The organism is Nitrospirota bacterium, from assembly GCA_016214855.1.
Taxonomy (GTDB): Bacteria; Nitrospirota; Thermodesulfovibrionia; order Thermodesulfovibrionales; family UBA6898; genus UBA6898.
The window spans coordinates 226,198-241,779 of record JACRMT010000012.1 but is presented as its reverse complement, the minus strand read 5'-3'; the positions used below and the strand labels follow the sequence as shown (position 1 = coordinate 241,779).

14 protein-coding genes and 1 tRNA gene are annotated in these 15,582 nt (G+C 49.5%); 6 read left to right on the top strand and 9 right to left on the bottom strand.

Going from position 1 to position 15,582, the window contains the following annotated elements:
• Nucleotides 1–10: 10 nt before the first annotated feature.
• The 9 genes from HZB62_11450 to smc form a co-directional block, all read right to left on the bottom strand.
• Nucleotides 11–1,030, bottom strand: a complete 1,020-nt coding sequence (locus HZB62_11450) for an ATP-binding cassette domain-containing protein (GenBank protein ID MBI5075762.1) — start codon at nt 1,028–1,030, stop codon at nt 11–13.
• A complete protein-coding gene (locus tag HZB62_11445; GenBank protein MBI5075761.1) occupies nt 1,018–1,986 on the bottom strand; it encodes an ABC transporter ATP-binding protein in 969 nt (322 codons plus the stop codon). Before HZB62_11445 ends, HZB62_11450 begins: the two co-directional genes overlap by 13 nt.
• A gap of 6 nt (nt 1,987–1,992) precedes the next feature.
• Nucleotides 1,993–2,700 carry a tetratricopeptide repeat protein gene (locus HZB62_11440; protein MBI5075760.1) on the bottom strand — a complete coding sequence of 236 codons (708 nt, stop codon included), beginning with the start codon at nt 2,698–2,700 and terminating at the stop codon, nt 1,993–1,995.
• A gap of 49 nt (nt 2,701–2,749) precedes the next feature.
• Nucleotides 2,750–5,236: a PAS domain S-box protein gene (locus HZB62_11435; protein MBI5075759.1), complete on the bottom strand. Its 2,487-nt coding sequence runs from the start codon at nt 5,234–5,236 to the stop codon at nt 2,750–2,752.
• Between the two features lie 336 nt (nt 5,237–5,572).
• On the bottom strand, nt 5,573–6,310 hold the full coding sequence (locus HZB62_11430) for a hypothetical protein (protein ID MBI5075758.1): 738 nt from the start codon (nt 6,308–6,310) through the stop codon (nt 5,573–5,575).
• A 44-nt stretch (nt 6,311–6,354) separates the two neighbouring features.
• Nucleotides 6,355–7,080 carry a cytochrome c biogenesis protein CcsA gene (gene ccsA / locus HZB62_11425; GenBank protein MBI5075757.1) on the bottom strand — a complete coding sequence of 242 codons (726 nt, stop codon included), beginning with the start codon at nt 7,078–7,080 and terminating at the stop codon, nt 6,355–6,357.
• Between the two features lie 13 nt (nt 7,081–7,093).
• Nucleotides 7,094–8,491, bottom strand: coding sequence for an FAD-binding protein (locus tag HZB62_11420; protein ID MBI5075756.1), 1,398 nt, complete (start codon nt 8,489–8,491; stop codon nt 7,094–7,096).
• Entirely contained in the window at nt 8,439–8,777 is a 339-nt protein-coding gene (locus tag HZB62_11415) for a PilZ domain-containing protein (protein ID MBI5075755.1), read from the bottom strand. The genes HZB62_11420 and HZB62_11415 overlap by 53 nt, the downstream gene beginning before the upstream one ends.
• 1 nt (nt 8,778) lies before the next feature.
• The gene (smc, locus tag HZB62_11410; GenBank protein MBI5075754.1) at nt 8,779–12,291 is read right to left on the bottom strand and encodes a chromosome segregation protein SMC; all 3,513 of its coding nucleotides are present in this window, start codon (nt 12,289–12,291) and stop codon (nt 8,779–8,781) included.
• A gap of 147 nt (nt 12,292–12,438) precedes the next feature.
• On the opposite strand from smc, the gene HZB62_11405 reads away from it, so the two are divergent.
• From HZB62_11405 to HZB62_11380, 6 genes are all read left to right on the top strand, one after another.
• Nucleotides 12,439–12,536, top strand: a tRNA-Sec gene (locus HZB62_11405).
• 291 nt (nt 12,537–12,827) lie between these two features.
• Nucleotides 12,828–13,154: a nucleotidyltransferase domain-containing protein gene (locus tag HZB62_11400; GenBank protein ID MBI5075753.1), complete on the top strand. Its 327-nt coding sequence runs from the start codon at nt 12,828–12,830 to the stop codon at nt 13,152–13,154.
• Nucleotides 13,155–13,204: 50 nt separating this feature from the next.
• Nucleotides 13,205–13,441: a DUF4926 domain-containing protein gene (locus HZB62_11395; GenBank protein ID MBI5075752.1), complete on the top strand. Its 237-nt coding sequence runs from the start codon at nt 13,205–13,207 to the stop codon at nt 13,439–13,441.
• Between the two features lie 11 nt (nt 13,442–13,452).
• The gene (locus tag HZB62_11390; protein MBI5075751.1) at nt 13,453–13,791 is read left to right on the top strand and encodes a nucleotidyltransferase domain-containing protein; all 339 of its coding nucleotides are present in this window, start codon (nt 13,453–13,455) and stop codon (nt 13,789–13,791) included.
• A gap of 124 nt (nt 13,792–13,915) precedes the next feature.
• Nucleotides 13,916–14,881, top strand: a complete 966-nt coding sequence (locus HZB62_11385; GenBank protein MBI5075750.1) for a nucleotidyltransferase domain-containing protein — start codon at nt 13,916–13,918, stop codon at nt 14,879–14,881.
• Complete coding sequence (locus HZB62_11380; GenBank protein ID MBI5075749.1) at nt 14,878–15,522, top strand: hypothetical protein; 645 nt, start codon at nt 14,878–14,880, stop codon at nt 15,520–15,522. Before HZB62_11385 ends, HZB62_11380 begins: the two co-directional genes overlap by 4 nt.
• The last annotated feature ends 60 nt before the right edge of the window (nt 15,523–15,582 follow it).

Here is a 15,582-nt window from a genome sequence, read left to right as displayed (position 1 = left end):
GGGTTCCTGATCAGACCGTATGCCACAGATGGCAGGCCACAAGTCTCCCGTCTTTTTCTTTCAGTTCCGGAATGACCTTGTCGCAGGGGCCAAAGCGTTTAGGACAGCGAGGATGGAACGGACAGCCTGATGGGATATTGACCGGACTGGGCACGTCGCCTAAATCCGTGATGCGTGATCCCTGCGATGCAAGGAATGAAGAATCTTTGACCGTAATCTGCTGACTGCTGACTGCTGACTGCTGATTGCTTTTTATCTTTGGCGCTGAGGCAAGCAGCACCTCTGTGTACGGATGATACGGCTTCCGGAAAAGTTCTTCTGTTTTTGCATGCTCCACGATCTTCCCGAGATACATGACATTGACCTCGTCGCTGAAATACCGGACAACCCTCAAGTCGTGGCTGATAAAAAGAAACGCTATCTTTGACGTGCGCTTGAGATCATGGAGCAGGTTCAAAATCTGGGCCTGTATGGAGACATCCAGGGCAGAAAGGGGTTCGTCCGCAATGATCAGCTCAGGAGAAACGGCAAGAGCACGTGCTATGCAGATCCTCTGCCTCTGCCCGCCGCTGAACTCATGCGGATAGCGGCTCATGGTCTCGGGTCCCATACCGACCTTGCCGAGGATCGCAGCAACCCTGTCCCGCATTTCGGCGCGTACCGCAAGCTTATGGATCACCAGGGGTTCCGAGACCGTATCATAAACCGTTCTTCTGGGGTTCAGCGATGCAAAGGGGTCCTGAAAAATGATCTGTGCAGACTTTCTGAATGTCTTGAGCTCTTTATTGTTAAAGCTGAGAAGATCCTTGCCCTTAAAGAGAACGCTGCCGGATGTCGGAGCGATCAGTCTGAGCACGAGACGGGCAACCGTTGATTTTCCGCAGCCGCTCTCGCCGACGATCGCTACAACGCTGTCTTCGTTGATCGAAAAGCTGACGCCGTCAACAGCCCTGAGCACCTGTTTGGCCTTGCCAAAGCCGCCGGACATCGCAAAATGTTTTGTCAGTCCCCGGACGTTCAGGAGTTCCATGATATCTCTTTTGCCCTGATACAGCGCGAAAAATGCATTGGTGCAATCTCGGAGAGCTGCGGTTCCTGCAGCCGGCAATAGTCGCGTACATGGCTGCACCGGTCAGAGAATTTGCAGCCGGGAGGAAGCGCCTCAGGCCTCGGCACAAAACCGGGGATCGGCTTCAGGACCTTGCCCTTCTGCTGAGGCAGGGAATCGAGCAGCCCCATGGTATAGGGATGACGCGGATTGCTGAAGATATCCCTTGTCCCGGCAAGCTCCATGATCCTTCCCGCATACATAATACCGACCCTCGCAGCATTCTCCGATATGATCGCAAGGTCATGGGTAATGAAAAGGATCGACATCTTCTTTTCTTCCCTGAGCCCCTGGATCAGCTCAAGGATCTGGGCCTGTATCGTGACATCAAGCGCTGTTGTCGGTTCATCAGCAATGAGCAGTGCCGGATTGCAGGCTATTGCCATGGCGATCATAACGCGCTGCCTCATGCCGCCGGACATCTGGTGAGGGTATTCTTTTGCACGAAGCTCCGGAGAAGGTATCCTGACCGACCTGAGGAGTTCGACTGCCTTGTCCATGGCGTCTTTCTTCTTCATGGCCTTATGGGTCGTCAGAACCTCTGCTATCTGGTACCCTATGGTAAGCACAGGGTTCAGCGAGGTCATCGGCTCCTGGAAGATCATCGATATTTCGTTGCCTCGTATCCGCCTGAGCGCTTCCCGATCAAGCGTGAGAAGATTATTCCCTTTGAACGATATCTCTCCCTCAGCGCGGGCAGATGAAGGAAGGATGCCAAGAATAGAAAGGGCAGTAATGCTCTTGCCGCAGCCGCTCTCGCCTGCCAGGCCGAATATCTCGGATTCTTTAATGTCGAAATTGAGGTTTGATACGACGTTTACGGGTTCTGCTGCAGACCGGAAGAAGATGTTGAGATCCCTAACGCCAAGCAGGGACACGGGAGGTTATTTTTCCTCTTTTTTCAAGAGCTTGAGGTAGTTCTCTGCTTCCTTCAGATCCGGGTTGTTTTCAAGGGCCTTCTGCCACTCTTCAAACGCAAGACCGGTGAGACCTTCCATATAATAGCTCAGGCCCAGCTGCACCCAGGCAGGGCCGTAGTTCTGATTGATCACCTTGGCTTTTACAAAATGAACGATCGCTTCTTCTGTCTTGCCGTTGTTCCTCAGGGCGATGCCCAGCTTTGTATGAACATCAGCAAGTTTCGGATGGAGCTTGACCGCCTTTTGATATTCCTCGATCGCCTCGTCGTTCATATTGAATTCGAGATACATATTGCCGACCCTGAAATGTTCGTTTGCAAGCTTTCCGGCAATATAGGGATCGATCATGTTCGGGTCAGGATGTGCGATCTGCGCTGCTACGGTAAAGACCTCCTGGGCCCTTTTGAACTCGCCGAGGTCATTATAGGTTACTGCAAGATTGAGGGATGCTTCTGTGTACCGCGGATTCAGTTCAAGGGCCTTCTCAAAGTGGCCTGCTGCGGCCTTCAGGTCGCCGTTGAGGTTACAGATGACGCCGAGCTTGTTATGCACGTCAGCATAGCGGGGGCTTTTCCTGATAACTTCGCGCAGGATCGGCTCAGCTTCGCCGTATTTTGCCTCTTCGAAGAGCTTTTTGCCCAGTTCGTAGAGTTCCTGTAAATGCTCGTCCATAGTGGTTAAGATTATAGGTACTGCATGAATTGTTTGTCAAGAAAAAGGCTTACTGATCAAGGATTTCTCTTACCTTTATCAGAAGTTCGTTGGGAGAAACCGGCTTATGGATAAAATTCAGTCCTGCCTCAATTATGCCCTTCTTGTGGATGATGTTGGCAGTGTACCCGCTGGTGAAAAGCACCCTGACATCAGGCTGTATTGCCTTGATCTCTTCGAACGCCTCCCTGCCGTTTTTTTTGGGCATCACCACATCGAGAATAAGCAGCTGGATCCTGTCCTGATCAGCCATGAATTTCGCCACAGCCTCAGCCCCGTCTGCAGCAATTATCACGGAATACCCGAAGTTCTGAAGAACTGAGCTGACCAGCTTTCGCAGGGTCTCGTCGTCCTCTGCAACAAGCACGGTTTCAGTTCCCCTCCGTGCTACTGCCGGTTCGGGAGGTTTGAGTTCACTGATCTCAGCCTCTACGATAGGGAGATAGATCCTGAATGTCGTCCCCTTACCGATCTCGCTGTACACATTGATATATCCGTTATGCTGCTTTACGATGCCATAAACGATGGAGAGGCCAAGCCCGGTACCCTTGCCGACCTCCTTAGTCGTGAAAAAAGGCTCGAATATCTTCTGCCGTGTAGACTCATCCATACCCTCCCCGGTATCATCTACAGACAAAAGGGCGTACAGACCGGGTTTTCCATAGCCATGGGCATGGAGAAATTCTCTGTCCAGCATCACCAGTTCCGTCTCGATAATGAACATCCCGGCTCCAGGCATGGCATCCCTTGCATTGGTTGCAAGATTTATGAGGACCTGTTCGATCTGGCTGCTGTCTGCAAGCACTGTCAGGTTCTCTTTGGCAAGATCAGATTTGAGCTCAATATCTTCGCCCATGACCCGCAGCAGCAGCTTCTCAACTCTTCTCACGATCTCGTTCAGATCAACCGCTTTCAGGCTGATGATCTGCTTTCTGCTGAAGGCAAGAAGGCTCTGTGTCAAGGTTGCTGCCTTCTCAGCAGCCTTGAGTATCTCATCCGCATCAATCCGCAGCGGATCATCTTCCCGCATTTTCATCCGGAGAAGGTTGCCATACCCGATGATTGCCGTGAGAATGTTATTGAAATCATGGGCGATCCCGCCGGCAAGCTGACCGACTGCCTCCATTTTCTGGGCATGTCGCAGCTGCTCTTCAAGTTTCATGCGCTCGGTCAGATCACTTGCGAGCACAACTTTTGACTGTCTGCCGGAGAAATCAAGGGTATGCGACATTATCTCAACATAGATAATGGAGTTGTCCTTTTTCCTATGCCTCCATATGCCTGCCTCGTTCATTCCTTCTGTCACACGGGATATATTTTCAAGAAGCGCAGGAACATCCTCTGGCGGCCTGATGTCCTTAATGGTCATGTGCAGGAATTCATCCTTTGTGTAGCCGTAGTGTTTGACTGCTGCATCATTGACAGCGAGGAACGAGAGGGTTTCAAGATCATACACCCACATGGGATGGGGGTTGCTATCGAACAGCAGACGGTAATCCTTTGCGCTTTTTTTCAGCGCCTCTTCCATCCATTTGCGTTCGGTAATGTCGGACAACACACCGATTAGACTGACAATCCTGCCGTCAGCATCCCGAAGCGGCGCACCGGAAAGACTGATCACGACAGGTGAACCGTCTTTCTTTTGACGCATAAACTCCCTGTCGAAGAATGATTCTCCCTGCATCATTCTCTTCACGGTAGCCTGAAACTCTGCAAGCTTATTTTCCGGAACAAGAGGATAGAACTTCCCTATCACTTCATCCGCTGTCCATCCAAAGATCTTCTCTGCCGCCTTGTTCCACAAAGTTACGATCCCTTCCGGGGTGAGGGTCATAATGGCCTCAGGAGAGGTCTGCAGTATTGCATTCATGCGCTCATTCATGGCCCTAAGATCTTCAAGGTTTTTCTTCCTCTCGGTAATGTCCCTGACCGCTTCAATGCCTGCAATGATCTTCCCTGTTGCATCCCTCAGCGGCGATGCTGTAATCTCGACATGGATCAGACCTCTTTCTGTAGGTGCAGACCGCTCAACCGTATGAATGCCTCCGTCCGCGAACGACAGTCCGACCGGGCACCCTTCGCACGCCTTTTCCCTCTTCTCATAAGCCATGTAGCAGTATTCACCCAGGTGGTCTCCGACGATTCTCTTCTGCGCCTCGTTCTGGTAGATGATCTTAAAGTCCGTATCCTGAATGCTTATGCCGTCGCCGATCGCGGCAACAATAGCGTCTGCCCTGCTCCTCTCTTCAATGGTCCGGTCCACCGCAGTCCTGAGGGCAGCTTCGATCTCCTTCTGCTGACGGGAGTACCTGCGGATGAGGACAAACAACAGCGCAGCTGTCAAAGCGATATAAAAGAGGCCCTTATAGGTCTGAATCAGTATGAGCTTATCAGGGTCCCTCGTGAGGGATGCGAGGAGCTTGTCAGAAAACAGGATCCAGAGGCCTCCTGCAAGGATGTAGAAAAAAACGATCCTGAATGGTGTCAGTCTGTTCATGGGTTCATTTTTGTTATTCGCACCATGCCTCATGCTGTAAGAAAACATAGGAGGCAGCCATGAATAGTCCCCCTTTAGGGATAGCATTGCATATCCTGGGCCGCTCATGCAATACCTGTTTTTGAATTCCTGAATTCATTTATTCTGATCAGATACGGCGAGGCATTTGATCCATACCCGTATATTCTGGAGAAGCAATGGAGAGAACTTATTTCAATTCAACAGGAACAGCTCACGCTTCTGAGCCAATTAATTAAAGACCCGAAGAAAAATCAGTGAACCGCAGTCTAATGCGGCGCTGAGCCAAGGGCCGCATTAGATGTCCGTTACAGCCTCTCAGGATTCATTGGGTTCTTCCTGCCTGATCTTCAGGGAAAGCAGCGTGACCATGCCGAGCATGAAGAGGATGCCGCCGACAAGGGCCCAGGGCGCGCCGGGTTCCCTGCTCACCTCGATCATTGCAACGGGAAAGGGAGCCACCTTCACGGTCTTGATATAGATGCCGAGGCCTTCTTTGAACGACGGGCTGTTAGGAAGTATCCTGTCCTGAGAAAGCGTTTTGCCATCTTTAACATATTCTATATCTGCTGACCAGTCCTTTACATATCCCATGGCATCAACATCGGCATTGACCTTGTTGAACCTCACCTCAAGGTTGTTCGGCAGCTGGAACACTGAATTCTGGTATGCATAGGTAATTCCCTTAAAGCTGTTGTATGAGCTGAGGAGATGGGCAAGCAGGATAAAAAGAAATCCGATATGCATCACCTGGGGAGAGATGATCAGGAGCCATTGCCGCGATTCCCGTTTTCTGAGCAGCGACTCGACGCTGCAGACCAGCGTATTGGCAGTAAGCAGCGAGAGCACGGCAATGCAGGCCCATAACCACCAGGTAATGCTCATCGGCATCTCCTGCATCCAGTCAAAAAGCGCAACCGTATGAAGGGCGAGGAATTCCTCATGGTTCGGCATGACAAGCGACCCGAAGAGGAGCAGACAGATCAGCGCTATCAGGAGCCAGATGGCTGTCCTGAGCGAGATGAAGAACCCCAATATTTTTTTTATTAAATCCATCTTTGTGTTTTCCTGTTACTCATCACGCATCACTCATTACTGCCTCAGAAAGAATGCGAGCTCTTCATAAAGAGGCTCACCCCAAGATAGGTAAAGAGAACTATCAGAAAACCGGCAACAGACATCACAGACACAGGCCTTCCGGACCACCACGGTCTCAAACGCGCATGCAGATAGAGGCTGTAATAGAGCCAGAGGATCACGGTCCAGAGTTCCTTGGGTGTCCAGAGCCAGTAGGTCCCCCAGGCAAGGTATGCCCAGATGCCGCCGAAGATCATTGCTGCGGAAAAGAAACAGTATCCCACAAGATTGATCTTGTACTGAACCAGGTCGAACTCGCGCTCCCTGCTCATGATGAACATGACACCAAGGATGGCGGCAATGCCGAAAAGCGCATATGAAAAAAATGAAAATGCCACATGCGTTTCAAACCAGAATGTCCTGAGCACCGGCGGCAGCGGACTGTTGTGCGGCTTATACAGAAATGACATGGCCATGAAAAAGACAGCCATGCCGACAGCTGCATTCAGGACCCGCTTTCGCTCCTTCATCCTCCAGGCAACAGGCAGGGCGAAAAGCACGACAGAGGCCGACATGAAGAAGAGCGTATCATGCGGCCCCACCAGCGGCATGCGGTCAAGCGCGATCCCCCGGACGAAAAGATAGGCGATCTGAAGAAGGAGGCCTGCAAACAAAAAAGGCATGCGGTAATAGCCAAAGACATAGCAGGCAGAAGAGACAATGGCCAGGGCAAGAAGGATGTTGTCCATGAATAGCGTCGTATTACGGGAAGATCTTGCCCGGGTTCAGCAGGTTCTTCGGGTCAAAGGCCTGCTTGATCTTCTTCATGAGCTCAAGCTCTGCAGGGTGGATCTCCATCGCAATATAGTTCTGCTTGGTCAGTCCAACCCCATGCTCCCCCGAGATCGTGCCGCCAAGCTCAAGAGTTATCCTGAATATATCCTGGACAAGCTTCTGCGCCTTTTCATACTCTTCCTTGTTTGCCTTGTCCACCATAAGATTCACGTGTATGTTGCCGTCGCCTGCATGGCCGAAATTCACGATCTTTATCCCGGTCGTTTCAGAAAGCATCTTCAGTCTTTTCAGCATTTCTGACAGTTTGCTCCTCGGCACCACAATATCCTCATTGATCTTTGTGGGGCTGATATGGAAAAGTGCGGGGGAAATGGCCCTGCGCGCTTCCCAAAGCTTCAGGCGTGCGAGCTCGTTCTCGGCCATAATGATATCTCCCTGAAGCTTTCTGCAGAGGGAGGTTATCTTTTCAGCATCGCGCGTGATGACCGGGGGTGCGCCGTCGAGCTCGATCAGGAGCATTGCCTCGATCCCCCGGGGAAGACCTATGGTCTTATAGTTCTCGACTGCCCGTATGGTCTCGGCATCCAGGAACTCAAGGGTCCGCGGCACAATGCCTTCCGAGATGATCTGCTGAACAGCATCGCCGGCAGGTTCAAGCTCATGGAAGAGTGCAAGCAGGGTTATGACATCCTCTGGAAGAGGAAGCACCTTAAGCCTGATCTTGGTTATAAAAGCGAGTGTTCCTTCGGAGCCGACAAGGAGCCGGGTGAGATCATAACCGACAACCCCTTTAGCGGTCCTGACTCCGGTCGTGATGATCCTTCCATCCGGGAGCACTGCCTCAAGGCCCATCACATAATCCCTGGTCACGCCGTATTTCAGGGCGCGCGCCCCGCCTGCATTCTCGGCAACATTGCCGCCGATCGTGCAGAAGTTCATGCTTGAGGGGTCAGGCGGGAAGAAAAGACGGTGGCGCTCAAGTTCCCGCTGCAGCTTGCCGTTGATCACGCCCGGCTCGACAAGGACCGTGAGGTTCTCCCGGTCTATCTCGAGGATCCTGTTCATCCGCTCGGTGCTCAGAACAATAGCTCCCTTGGCGGGTATCGATCCTCCGGTCATGCCTGAGCCGGCTCCCCGGGGGATGACCGCAATGTTCTGCTCCTGAGCATAATGCATGACCTTGACCACATCAAGCACATCCTCTGCCCAGACAACTGCCCCCGGTGGCGCTTCAAGCCCTGAGGCATCAAAACCGTAGCAGAGCAGGTCCTCAGGTTCTAGGGAGACTTTTCCGGGAAGGAGTTCTGAAAGGTCATTCATGACAGAGGATGGCAATAAGCTTTTCGAGGCTCTGCTTGTCAGCATCGGTCAAATGGTCAAAATGCATCGCCACTTCATACACAGGCAGACTTCTTTCTTCTATCTGCTGCAGCCCCCGAAAGGAGGCCCTCACAATGGTGCCTCTGAGGTTCACCAGGATATCGTTCTTTTCTATCTTGATCCTGTGCGGGCTGTTCATATCCACCCGCCGCATGCAATTGAATCTGATGCCGGTCATGCTGATGTCCAGGATCTCGAGACTCTCGACAAGGATCATCTTGCCGCATATCTGCCCGTTCACCTCTACGCGGAGCGCACTTCTATGGTCCATGTCAGACCTCGGCAAACTGCATTGATATCACCTTGGAAACGCCTGCTTCCTCCATGGTGATGCCGTAAAGATGCTGGGCAACTCCCATGGTGGTCCTGTTGTGCGTGACAACGATGAACTGCGTTTCCTGCGAAAGGCCCTGCAGCATCTTTGCATACCGCTCGGTATTCGACTCATCAAGAGGCGCGTCAGCCTCGTCAAGTATGCAGAGAGGCGTAGGCTTGATAAGGAAACTGGCGAACTGGAGCGACAGGGCTGTAAGCGCCTGTTCGCCGCCGGAAAGAAGGTGGATGTTCTGCACCCTTTTCCCCGGAGGCTGGGCTATGATATCGATGCCTGTTTCGAGGATATTGCTTTCATCCGTAAGGACAAGCTCTGCCCTGCCGCCGCCGAACAGTGTTGTAAAGACCTCGGCAAATTTTGTCCTGAGTGCCTCGAAGGCATCTCTCAGCTTTTTCCGTGTGGTGCTGTTTATCTTTGTTATGGCCTCTTCCAGTTCCGTGATGGACCTGTTCAGGTCATCCTGCTGTTTTGTCATGAACTCATACCGCGTGCGAAGCTCTTCATACTCGTCAAGCGTTCCGAGGTTCACCGGGCCGATCTCCTGGATCTTGCTTCTCAGCTCAATGACCTTCTCCTCTTCTTCAGGAGTGATCTCCAGAAGCTCCTCATTGGCTATTTCCATCCCGTAATTTGTCATGACATGCTCGGATATATTCTCTATGCGCATTTTGTGCTCTGCGCGGGCAACATCCAGTTCACTGATCCTTGCCGTGGTAGCAGAAGCATTCTGTCTCAGGGTCTTCAGCTCCTGGTCAACAGCAAACAGCGCTTCATTCTCAAGGGCGATCTCATCTTTCCGCCTGGTTATGTCCTGGCCAAGGCTGTCTGCCTCAGTGACCCGTGTCTTCAGCCGTTCCTCATGGTCCCTGATCTCGGCCTTTCTCTGTGATATTCTTGCCTGATTCGACCCGATCTCGTTTCCGACCTCGTCCTTCTTCCTGCCGAGCTCTTCCCGCGTGCTGACAGATGCCTCCATCTCATTCCTGACAGACTCGAGCTTTTCACGGTTCGTTGCAGTCTGCATCCTCAGTTCCGTCACCTCTGCCCTGAACAGCTCTATCTCCTCTTTCTTCTGCGATATGCCTTCCTGAAGCCCCTGCATCTCCAGCTCCATTTCGGCCTTCTTCGCTTCCTGGGCAGCGGCCTCTGCCTCGGCATGGGTCATGAACCCTTTCAGGGATTCCTTTTCACGGATGATCTGCTCCAGTTCCATCGTGAGATAGGAAAGCTTCTTGCCGATCCGCTCTTTATCGGCAAAATAGGTCTCAACGGTCATGCGTGCAAGAGAGATCTCCTTCTCAAAGCTGTGCAGGGAATTCTCGACCGACCTTATCTCTTCCTCTTTCTGCTGTATGGACTCTTGAACAAGCCGCATCTCACTGTTTATTGCCTCTATGGCAGCCTTCTTTTCTTCTATCTGCTGCTCGAGCTCCCGTATCTCGCGCTTTCTGCGGAATATGCCTCTTTCCCCGCCGACGATAACAGCCCCTGACGGTTCTATCACCTCGCCGGAAAGCGTTACCAGAAGGAACTGGTCTGTGCTCTGCCGCAGTTCAAGCGCAGCCCGCACATCCTGCACGATCACAATGTTGCCGAGCAGGTTCTCTGCGACCCGGGTATATCCTTCCTTAATGCGCACAAAGTCCAGGGCCTTGCCGACAATACCCGCGGGGACCTGTGACGGCAGGGTAAAGAGGGGAGGTGCTATGGTGATGAACGATGCCTTATCGAGGGATTTTCCCTTCAGGTCATCGATTGCATGTTCAATATCTTCGGAAGCCTCAACCACAAATGAATCGGCCTTTTCAGACAGGGCGCTCTCTATTGCCTTCTCATATTCTGCCTGGACCTCAAAAACATCCGAAACAGAGGCAAGGAGCCGCACATTGCCGCTTGATGCAAGCAGTTCTCTCGTCGGCTTATCGAGCACGATCTCTTTCAGTGAATCGAGCCTTGAGGTAAAGGAGGCAAACTCTTCGCGTGCCTCGGCAAGTGTTCTGGTGATATTCTCCAGCCTTGCCTTCTGCGAGGCGAGCTCCTGACCGACGATCTCCTTTTTTTCTTTCAGCAGCAGGGCCTCGTTGTTCCTGCCGAGGATCTCTGACTCTGCCGCAGCAATTGCTGATTCTACTTCAGCAAGGACCTTGCGGGAATCTTCAGAATCAGCGATCGCAAGCGTTTCCTTCTTCTCAAGGGAATCAAACGAGATCTGATGCCTGGCCTTCTCGTTCCTGGTCCTGCTGATCTGCTCGGATATGGCGAAGATCTGACGCCTCTTCTCTTCTATAGCTTCTTCTTTTTGCGACAGTTCCTGTTCTACCACCTTAAAGGCATCGGTCTTTTCCCTGAGCACTGAAGTGGCAGCCTCGATCTCCTCGGAGATCCGTGCCCCGTTAGCCTCAAGTTCGCTGTACCGGGCGGTCAATGCAGCTATCCTCTGCACGATCTCTTCTGCCTGCTGGAGGAACTTTGCGTGGAACTCCTCATAGTTGATAATGTCCTGCCCGCTGACCGAGATGAGCCGGTTGATCTCGGCAATATCCTTCTCCACTGCCTGAAAGTCCTGCTGGACAAGGTCAAGGGCCTTCTCTTTTTCGACAAGGTTGATCCTCCTTGTCTGAGTCCTGTTTTCTATCTCGGTGATCCCGGCGCCCAGAACTGCTTCCTTCTCTTTAAGCGCGCCGTATTCCTCGTTTATCGCGAACAGGGAATCGGTCATCTGCTGGTATTCTCTGCGGGCGATCTTCAGTTCGATCGTATTGAGCTCTGCTCTGAGCTTCTTGTACCGCTCAGCCTTTTTTGCAAGCCGGTCAAGGATATTGATCTGCTTCTTAACCTCAGAGATGATGTCGCCGATCCTGGCAAGGTTAAGGCGGGACGATTCAAGCTTCGAAAGCGCTTCTGCCTTCCTCACCTTGTATTTCATGACCCCGGCAACTTCCTCGATAATGAACCTTCTCTCCAGGGGTTTTGAGTTCAGGATCGCGCTGATCCTTCCCTGCTCCAATATGGAATAGCTCCTGAAGTCAAGACCGGTATCGAGGAAGACGTCCTTGAGATCCTTCAGCCTGCAGGGCTGCTTGTTGATCAGGTATTCGCTTTCGCCCGAGCGGTAGAGTCTGCGGGAGACCGAGACCAGGTCAGACGACGACTGTCCATTATCGCCGTTGCCTGAAGGAGTCGCTGCGCTTAGGCCGGAAACGAGCAGCGTCACCTCTGACATGCCCTTCTGCTTTTTGGAAGCAGAACCGTTGAAGATCACCTCTTCCATCTTCTCGCCTCTGAGGCTCTTTGCGCTCTGCTCGCCCAACACCCATCTGAAGGCGTCGACAATATTGCTCTTGCCGCATCCGTTGGGGCCGACAATACAGGTTATGCCCGGGTGCAGGCTGAACACGGTTTTGTCCGCAAAGGACTTGAAGCCTATGAGTTCGATTTTTTCGACGCGCATGTGTTTGTATTATTAGTAATAGAAATGAATGCAAATCACTGTCTTTAGGCCTGTTAGTATACCTTATCTGAAAATTCAGTGACAAGCTATTTAGCCCGATAAAAACAGGGTTGCTTTATCCCGGAAAAATCCTTTAATATCAAGCACGGGAGTGCATAGGGTTCTGGTGTCCCTCCTGGACTTCAAATCCAGTGTTGCCTGCCAAAAGCGGGCAGGGTGGGTTCGATTCCCACACGCTCCCGCCAGAAAACTCCGTTAGGACTCCATATTTAATTACTTCATTTGAATAAGTTGGCTTTTGTATTATACTTAGCATCATGAGGAAAGAGACCGAAAACTGGCTGTCCGCATCTGAATACGATCTTGTTACTGCGGAGCATCTGTTTAAAATTCCCGGAAAGCCTTCTTGATTTTATCGGCAAAGTCAACAGTTCAAGCATTGTAACGAGATATCCTGAGGAGCTGTCGAAGGTAATTTCTGCTTACCCAAAGGATATTGCAAAGCAATATTTTGACAAGACAAAGGAGGCCCTGAATTGGTTAAGACAGGACAAGAGATTGAAGAGATAATAAAACAATATACTTCAAAACTCGCAGACCTGGGTATGGAAGTTGAGCGAGTGATATTATTCGGCTCTTACGCAAAGGGGCATCCGAGGGAAGACAGCGATATTGACCTCATCGTGGTATCAAAGGACTTTGAGAAAATGAATATCAGGGAAAGGCTTGAGATACTCGGGATCGCCTCGGCAAGAATAATGCAGCCTATTCAGGCAAAAGGTTATACGCCTCAGGAAATGGGATCAAAAGAGAAGGATTCGTTTCTTGCTGAGGTGCTTGAAAACTCAAAAATTGCAGCTTAAACACGTTCTGATTTGTGATTGCTTATGCGGTGTAGACAGGGAGGCATAACATGATCAAGGAACTGGACACAGTTGTTCTGACACGTGATATCGCAAAGCATGGATTAGTCGAGGGCGATATCGGCGTCGTGGTGCATTGTTATGCTGATGATAGTGCCTATGAGGTTGAATTTGTGACAGCCGATGGAAGGACAATTGCAGTCTTGCCACTGAACTTAAACGATGTCAGACTTATGAGTAGCACAGAAATACTGCATGTGAGGGAAGTAGATCGGCAGGCAGCATAATTGACAATTTCATGAAGAGATCATTGACCAGAGAAACAAAGACCTTATTGGACGATGTTGTTAAAAGGCTCGTCGGGAATATCGACGTAATCAAAATCGTCCTGTTCGGTTCATACAGCACCGGCACATTTACCAAAGACAGTGATCTTGATCTTTTCGTCGTTGCAAAGACAAAGGAAAAAGGAGTTAAGAGGTATGCGTATGTAAGCGCACTTCTTGAACCGAGAAAACTTCCGATGGATATAATCGTCAAGACGCCTGAAGAGATCAAGAAGCGGGAAAAGTATTTTGATCCATTCATCAACAATATCCAAAAGAACGGGATGGTCCTTTATGAAAAGAAGGCCTAATGTCCGTGAATGGATCATCAAGTCTAAGGCTGAAAGGCACGCCTTCTGAAATCATCAATCAAAACCCATAAGCAAAAAAAGAAAAACAGCTGTTGAAATAATTTGATTCCCAAAAAGGGGGGCAATGGTGGATTCAGTTAGGAAAGGCACCTATTTCGGCATTCTTGGAAAACACTCAGCTTTAGCCAAACGAAAGACAGAATCATCAACTCGTTTAGCAAAGTTAGAGGATGAGTTCAGAAAAATATCTCGATCTAAGAATTTATCTGTATATTGTGCGGGTTCTATTGGTCGAGGTGAGGTGTGTTCGCTTTCTGATTTAGATGTTTTTGTCTTATCGGAAAATCACTGTTCAAAATTGGAAGAGCTAAAAATGCTCTCTGCTATTATTGGCATAAACGAAAGTCTTGGCTACGAAGAAATCAGTAACGATGGCCGATATTTAAAGGTTTATTCTCTCGAAAAAATGTTGGATGTCTTGGGGGAACCTTGGGATGACAGTGAAAATCTTTTCACCGCTCGCATGCTAATGATTTTGGAAAGTCGGCCTGTCTACCAAATGGCACTCTATGAAAGATATTTGAAGGCTATTGTTGAACATTATTTTAGAGACAAGCGAGGGAAACGCTCATTTCGTCCACTTTTTTTTCTTAATGATTTATTGCGATTTTGGCGGACACTTTGCCTTAATTATGAATTGATACGCGATGACCCACGTCGGCATTGGCGCAAAAAAAATATTAATTTGAAATTTAGTCGCATGCTCACTGTGTTTGGCACAGTGCTGCCGGTAATTGCTAAACCTGTGTCTGACGCTAGTGATATCCTACAATTGACAAAGTATTCACCGCATGAGCGTTTTGCTATTGGTCTTGATATGTTGGATGATTCTACTTTAGAAATTGAGTATAGGGCTTTTTTGAATAATTACGAAACATTCTTATGTTGGAAGGAAGACAAGAAATTAATTCATACGCCATCTTTTGATGATGAGTGTGCTAAGGCGGCTCGACAAGTGTCAGGTTTTATTTATACTGTTCTTTGCCATAATAAAATAGAAGCGGATCTAAGAAAATATTTGGTTATATGAATTCATCAAAATCATTTATTAATCGATTTGTTTTTTTGGAGTTGTTGGATATCGATGTAAACGCTATCCTTAATGGATTGAGAAACGCTTTCAATGAGAAGAAAAGTAGTAGCAATATTCATATCACTGTTCGTGGTCCTTATTCACATAAAATAAAACCTGGCGACCTTGATAGATACGAATTATTATTGCAACAATATGCTCCTCTCTTTATTGGTAATGTCGGAATCTTTAACAATCATGGCGAATATATAGTTTATGTTAAGGTTGTGAGTGAAGGGCTGAGAAAGTTATGGTGGAAGCCGGATTATCCAATTAGCCAATACGGGTTTAATCCTCATATAACGATCTATAAAGGACAAAATAAAGAATTCGCTCGCCGAGTTTTTGATTTTTTAAAAATTGAGGATTTGACATTGTTATGCCGCAAGTTTCATTTGACGACTTATACGTCGAATAAAACCCCATTATTCCAAGATGATGTGGTAATTGAAGATGAGGATGTGTCTTTTCTTTCTCAATCTGATGTAGACCACGAAAGGATAGAAAATAATTTTATTAATCTTCCTTTCCGTGGAAAAGTTCGTTTTGATATCATTGAGAGAGCCTTGCAACTCAAGAGCACTTATCCTGCTAACTAATTTTATTCGCGCCTTACTCTAAATATCCTCATAGATCGTTTAGCAGGACCGTGAACAGAC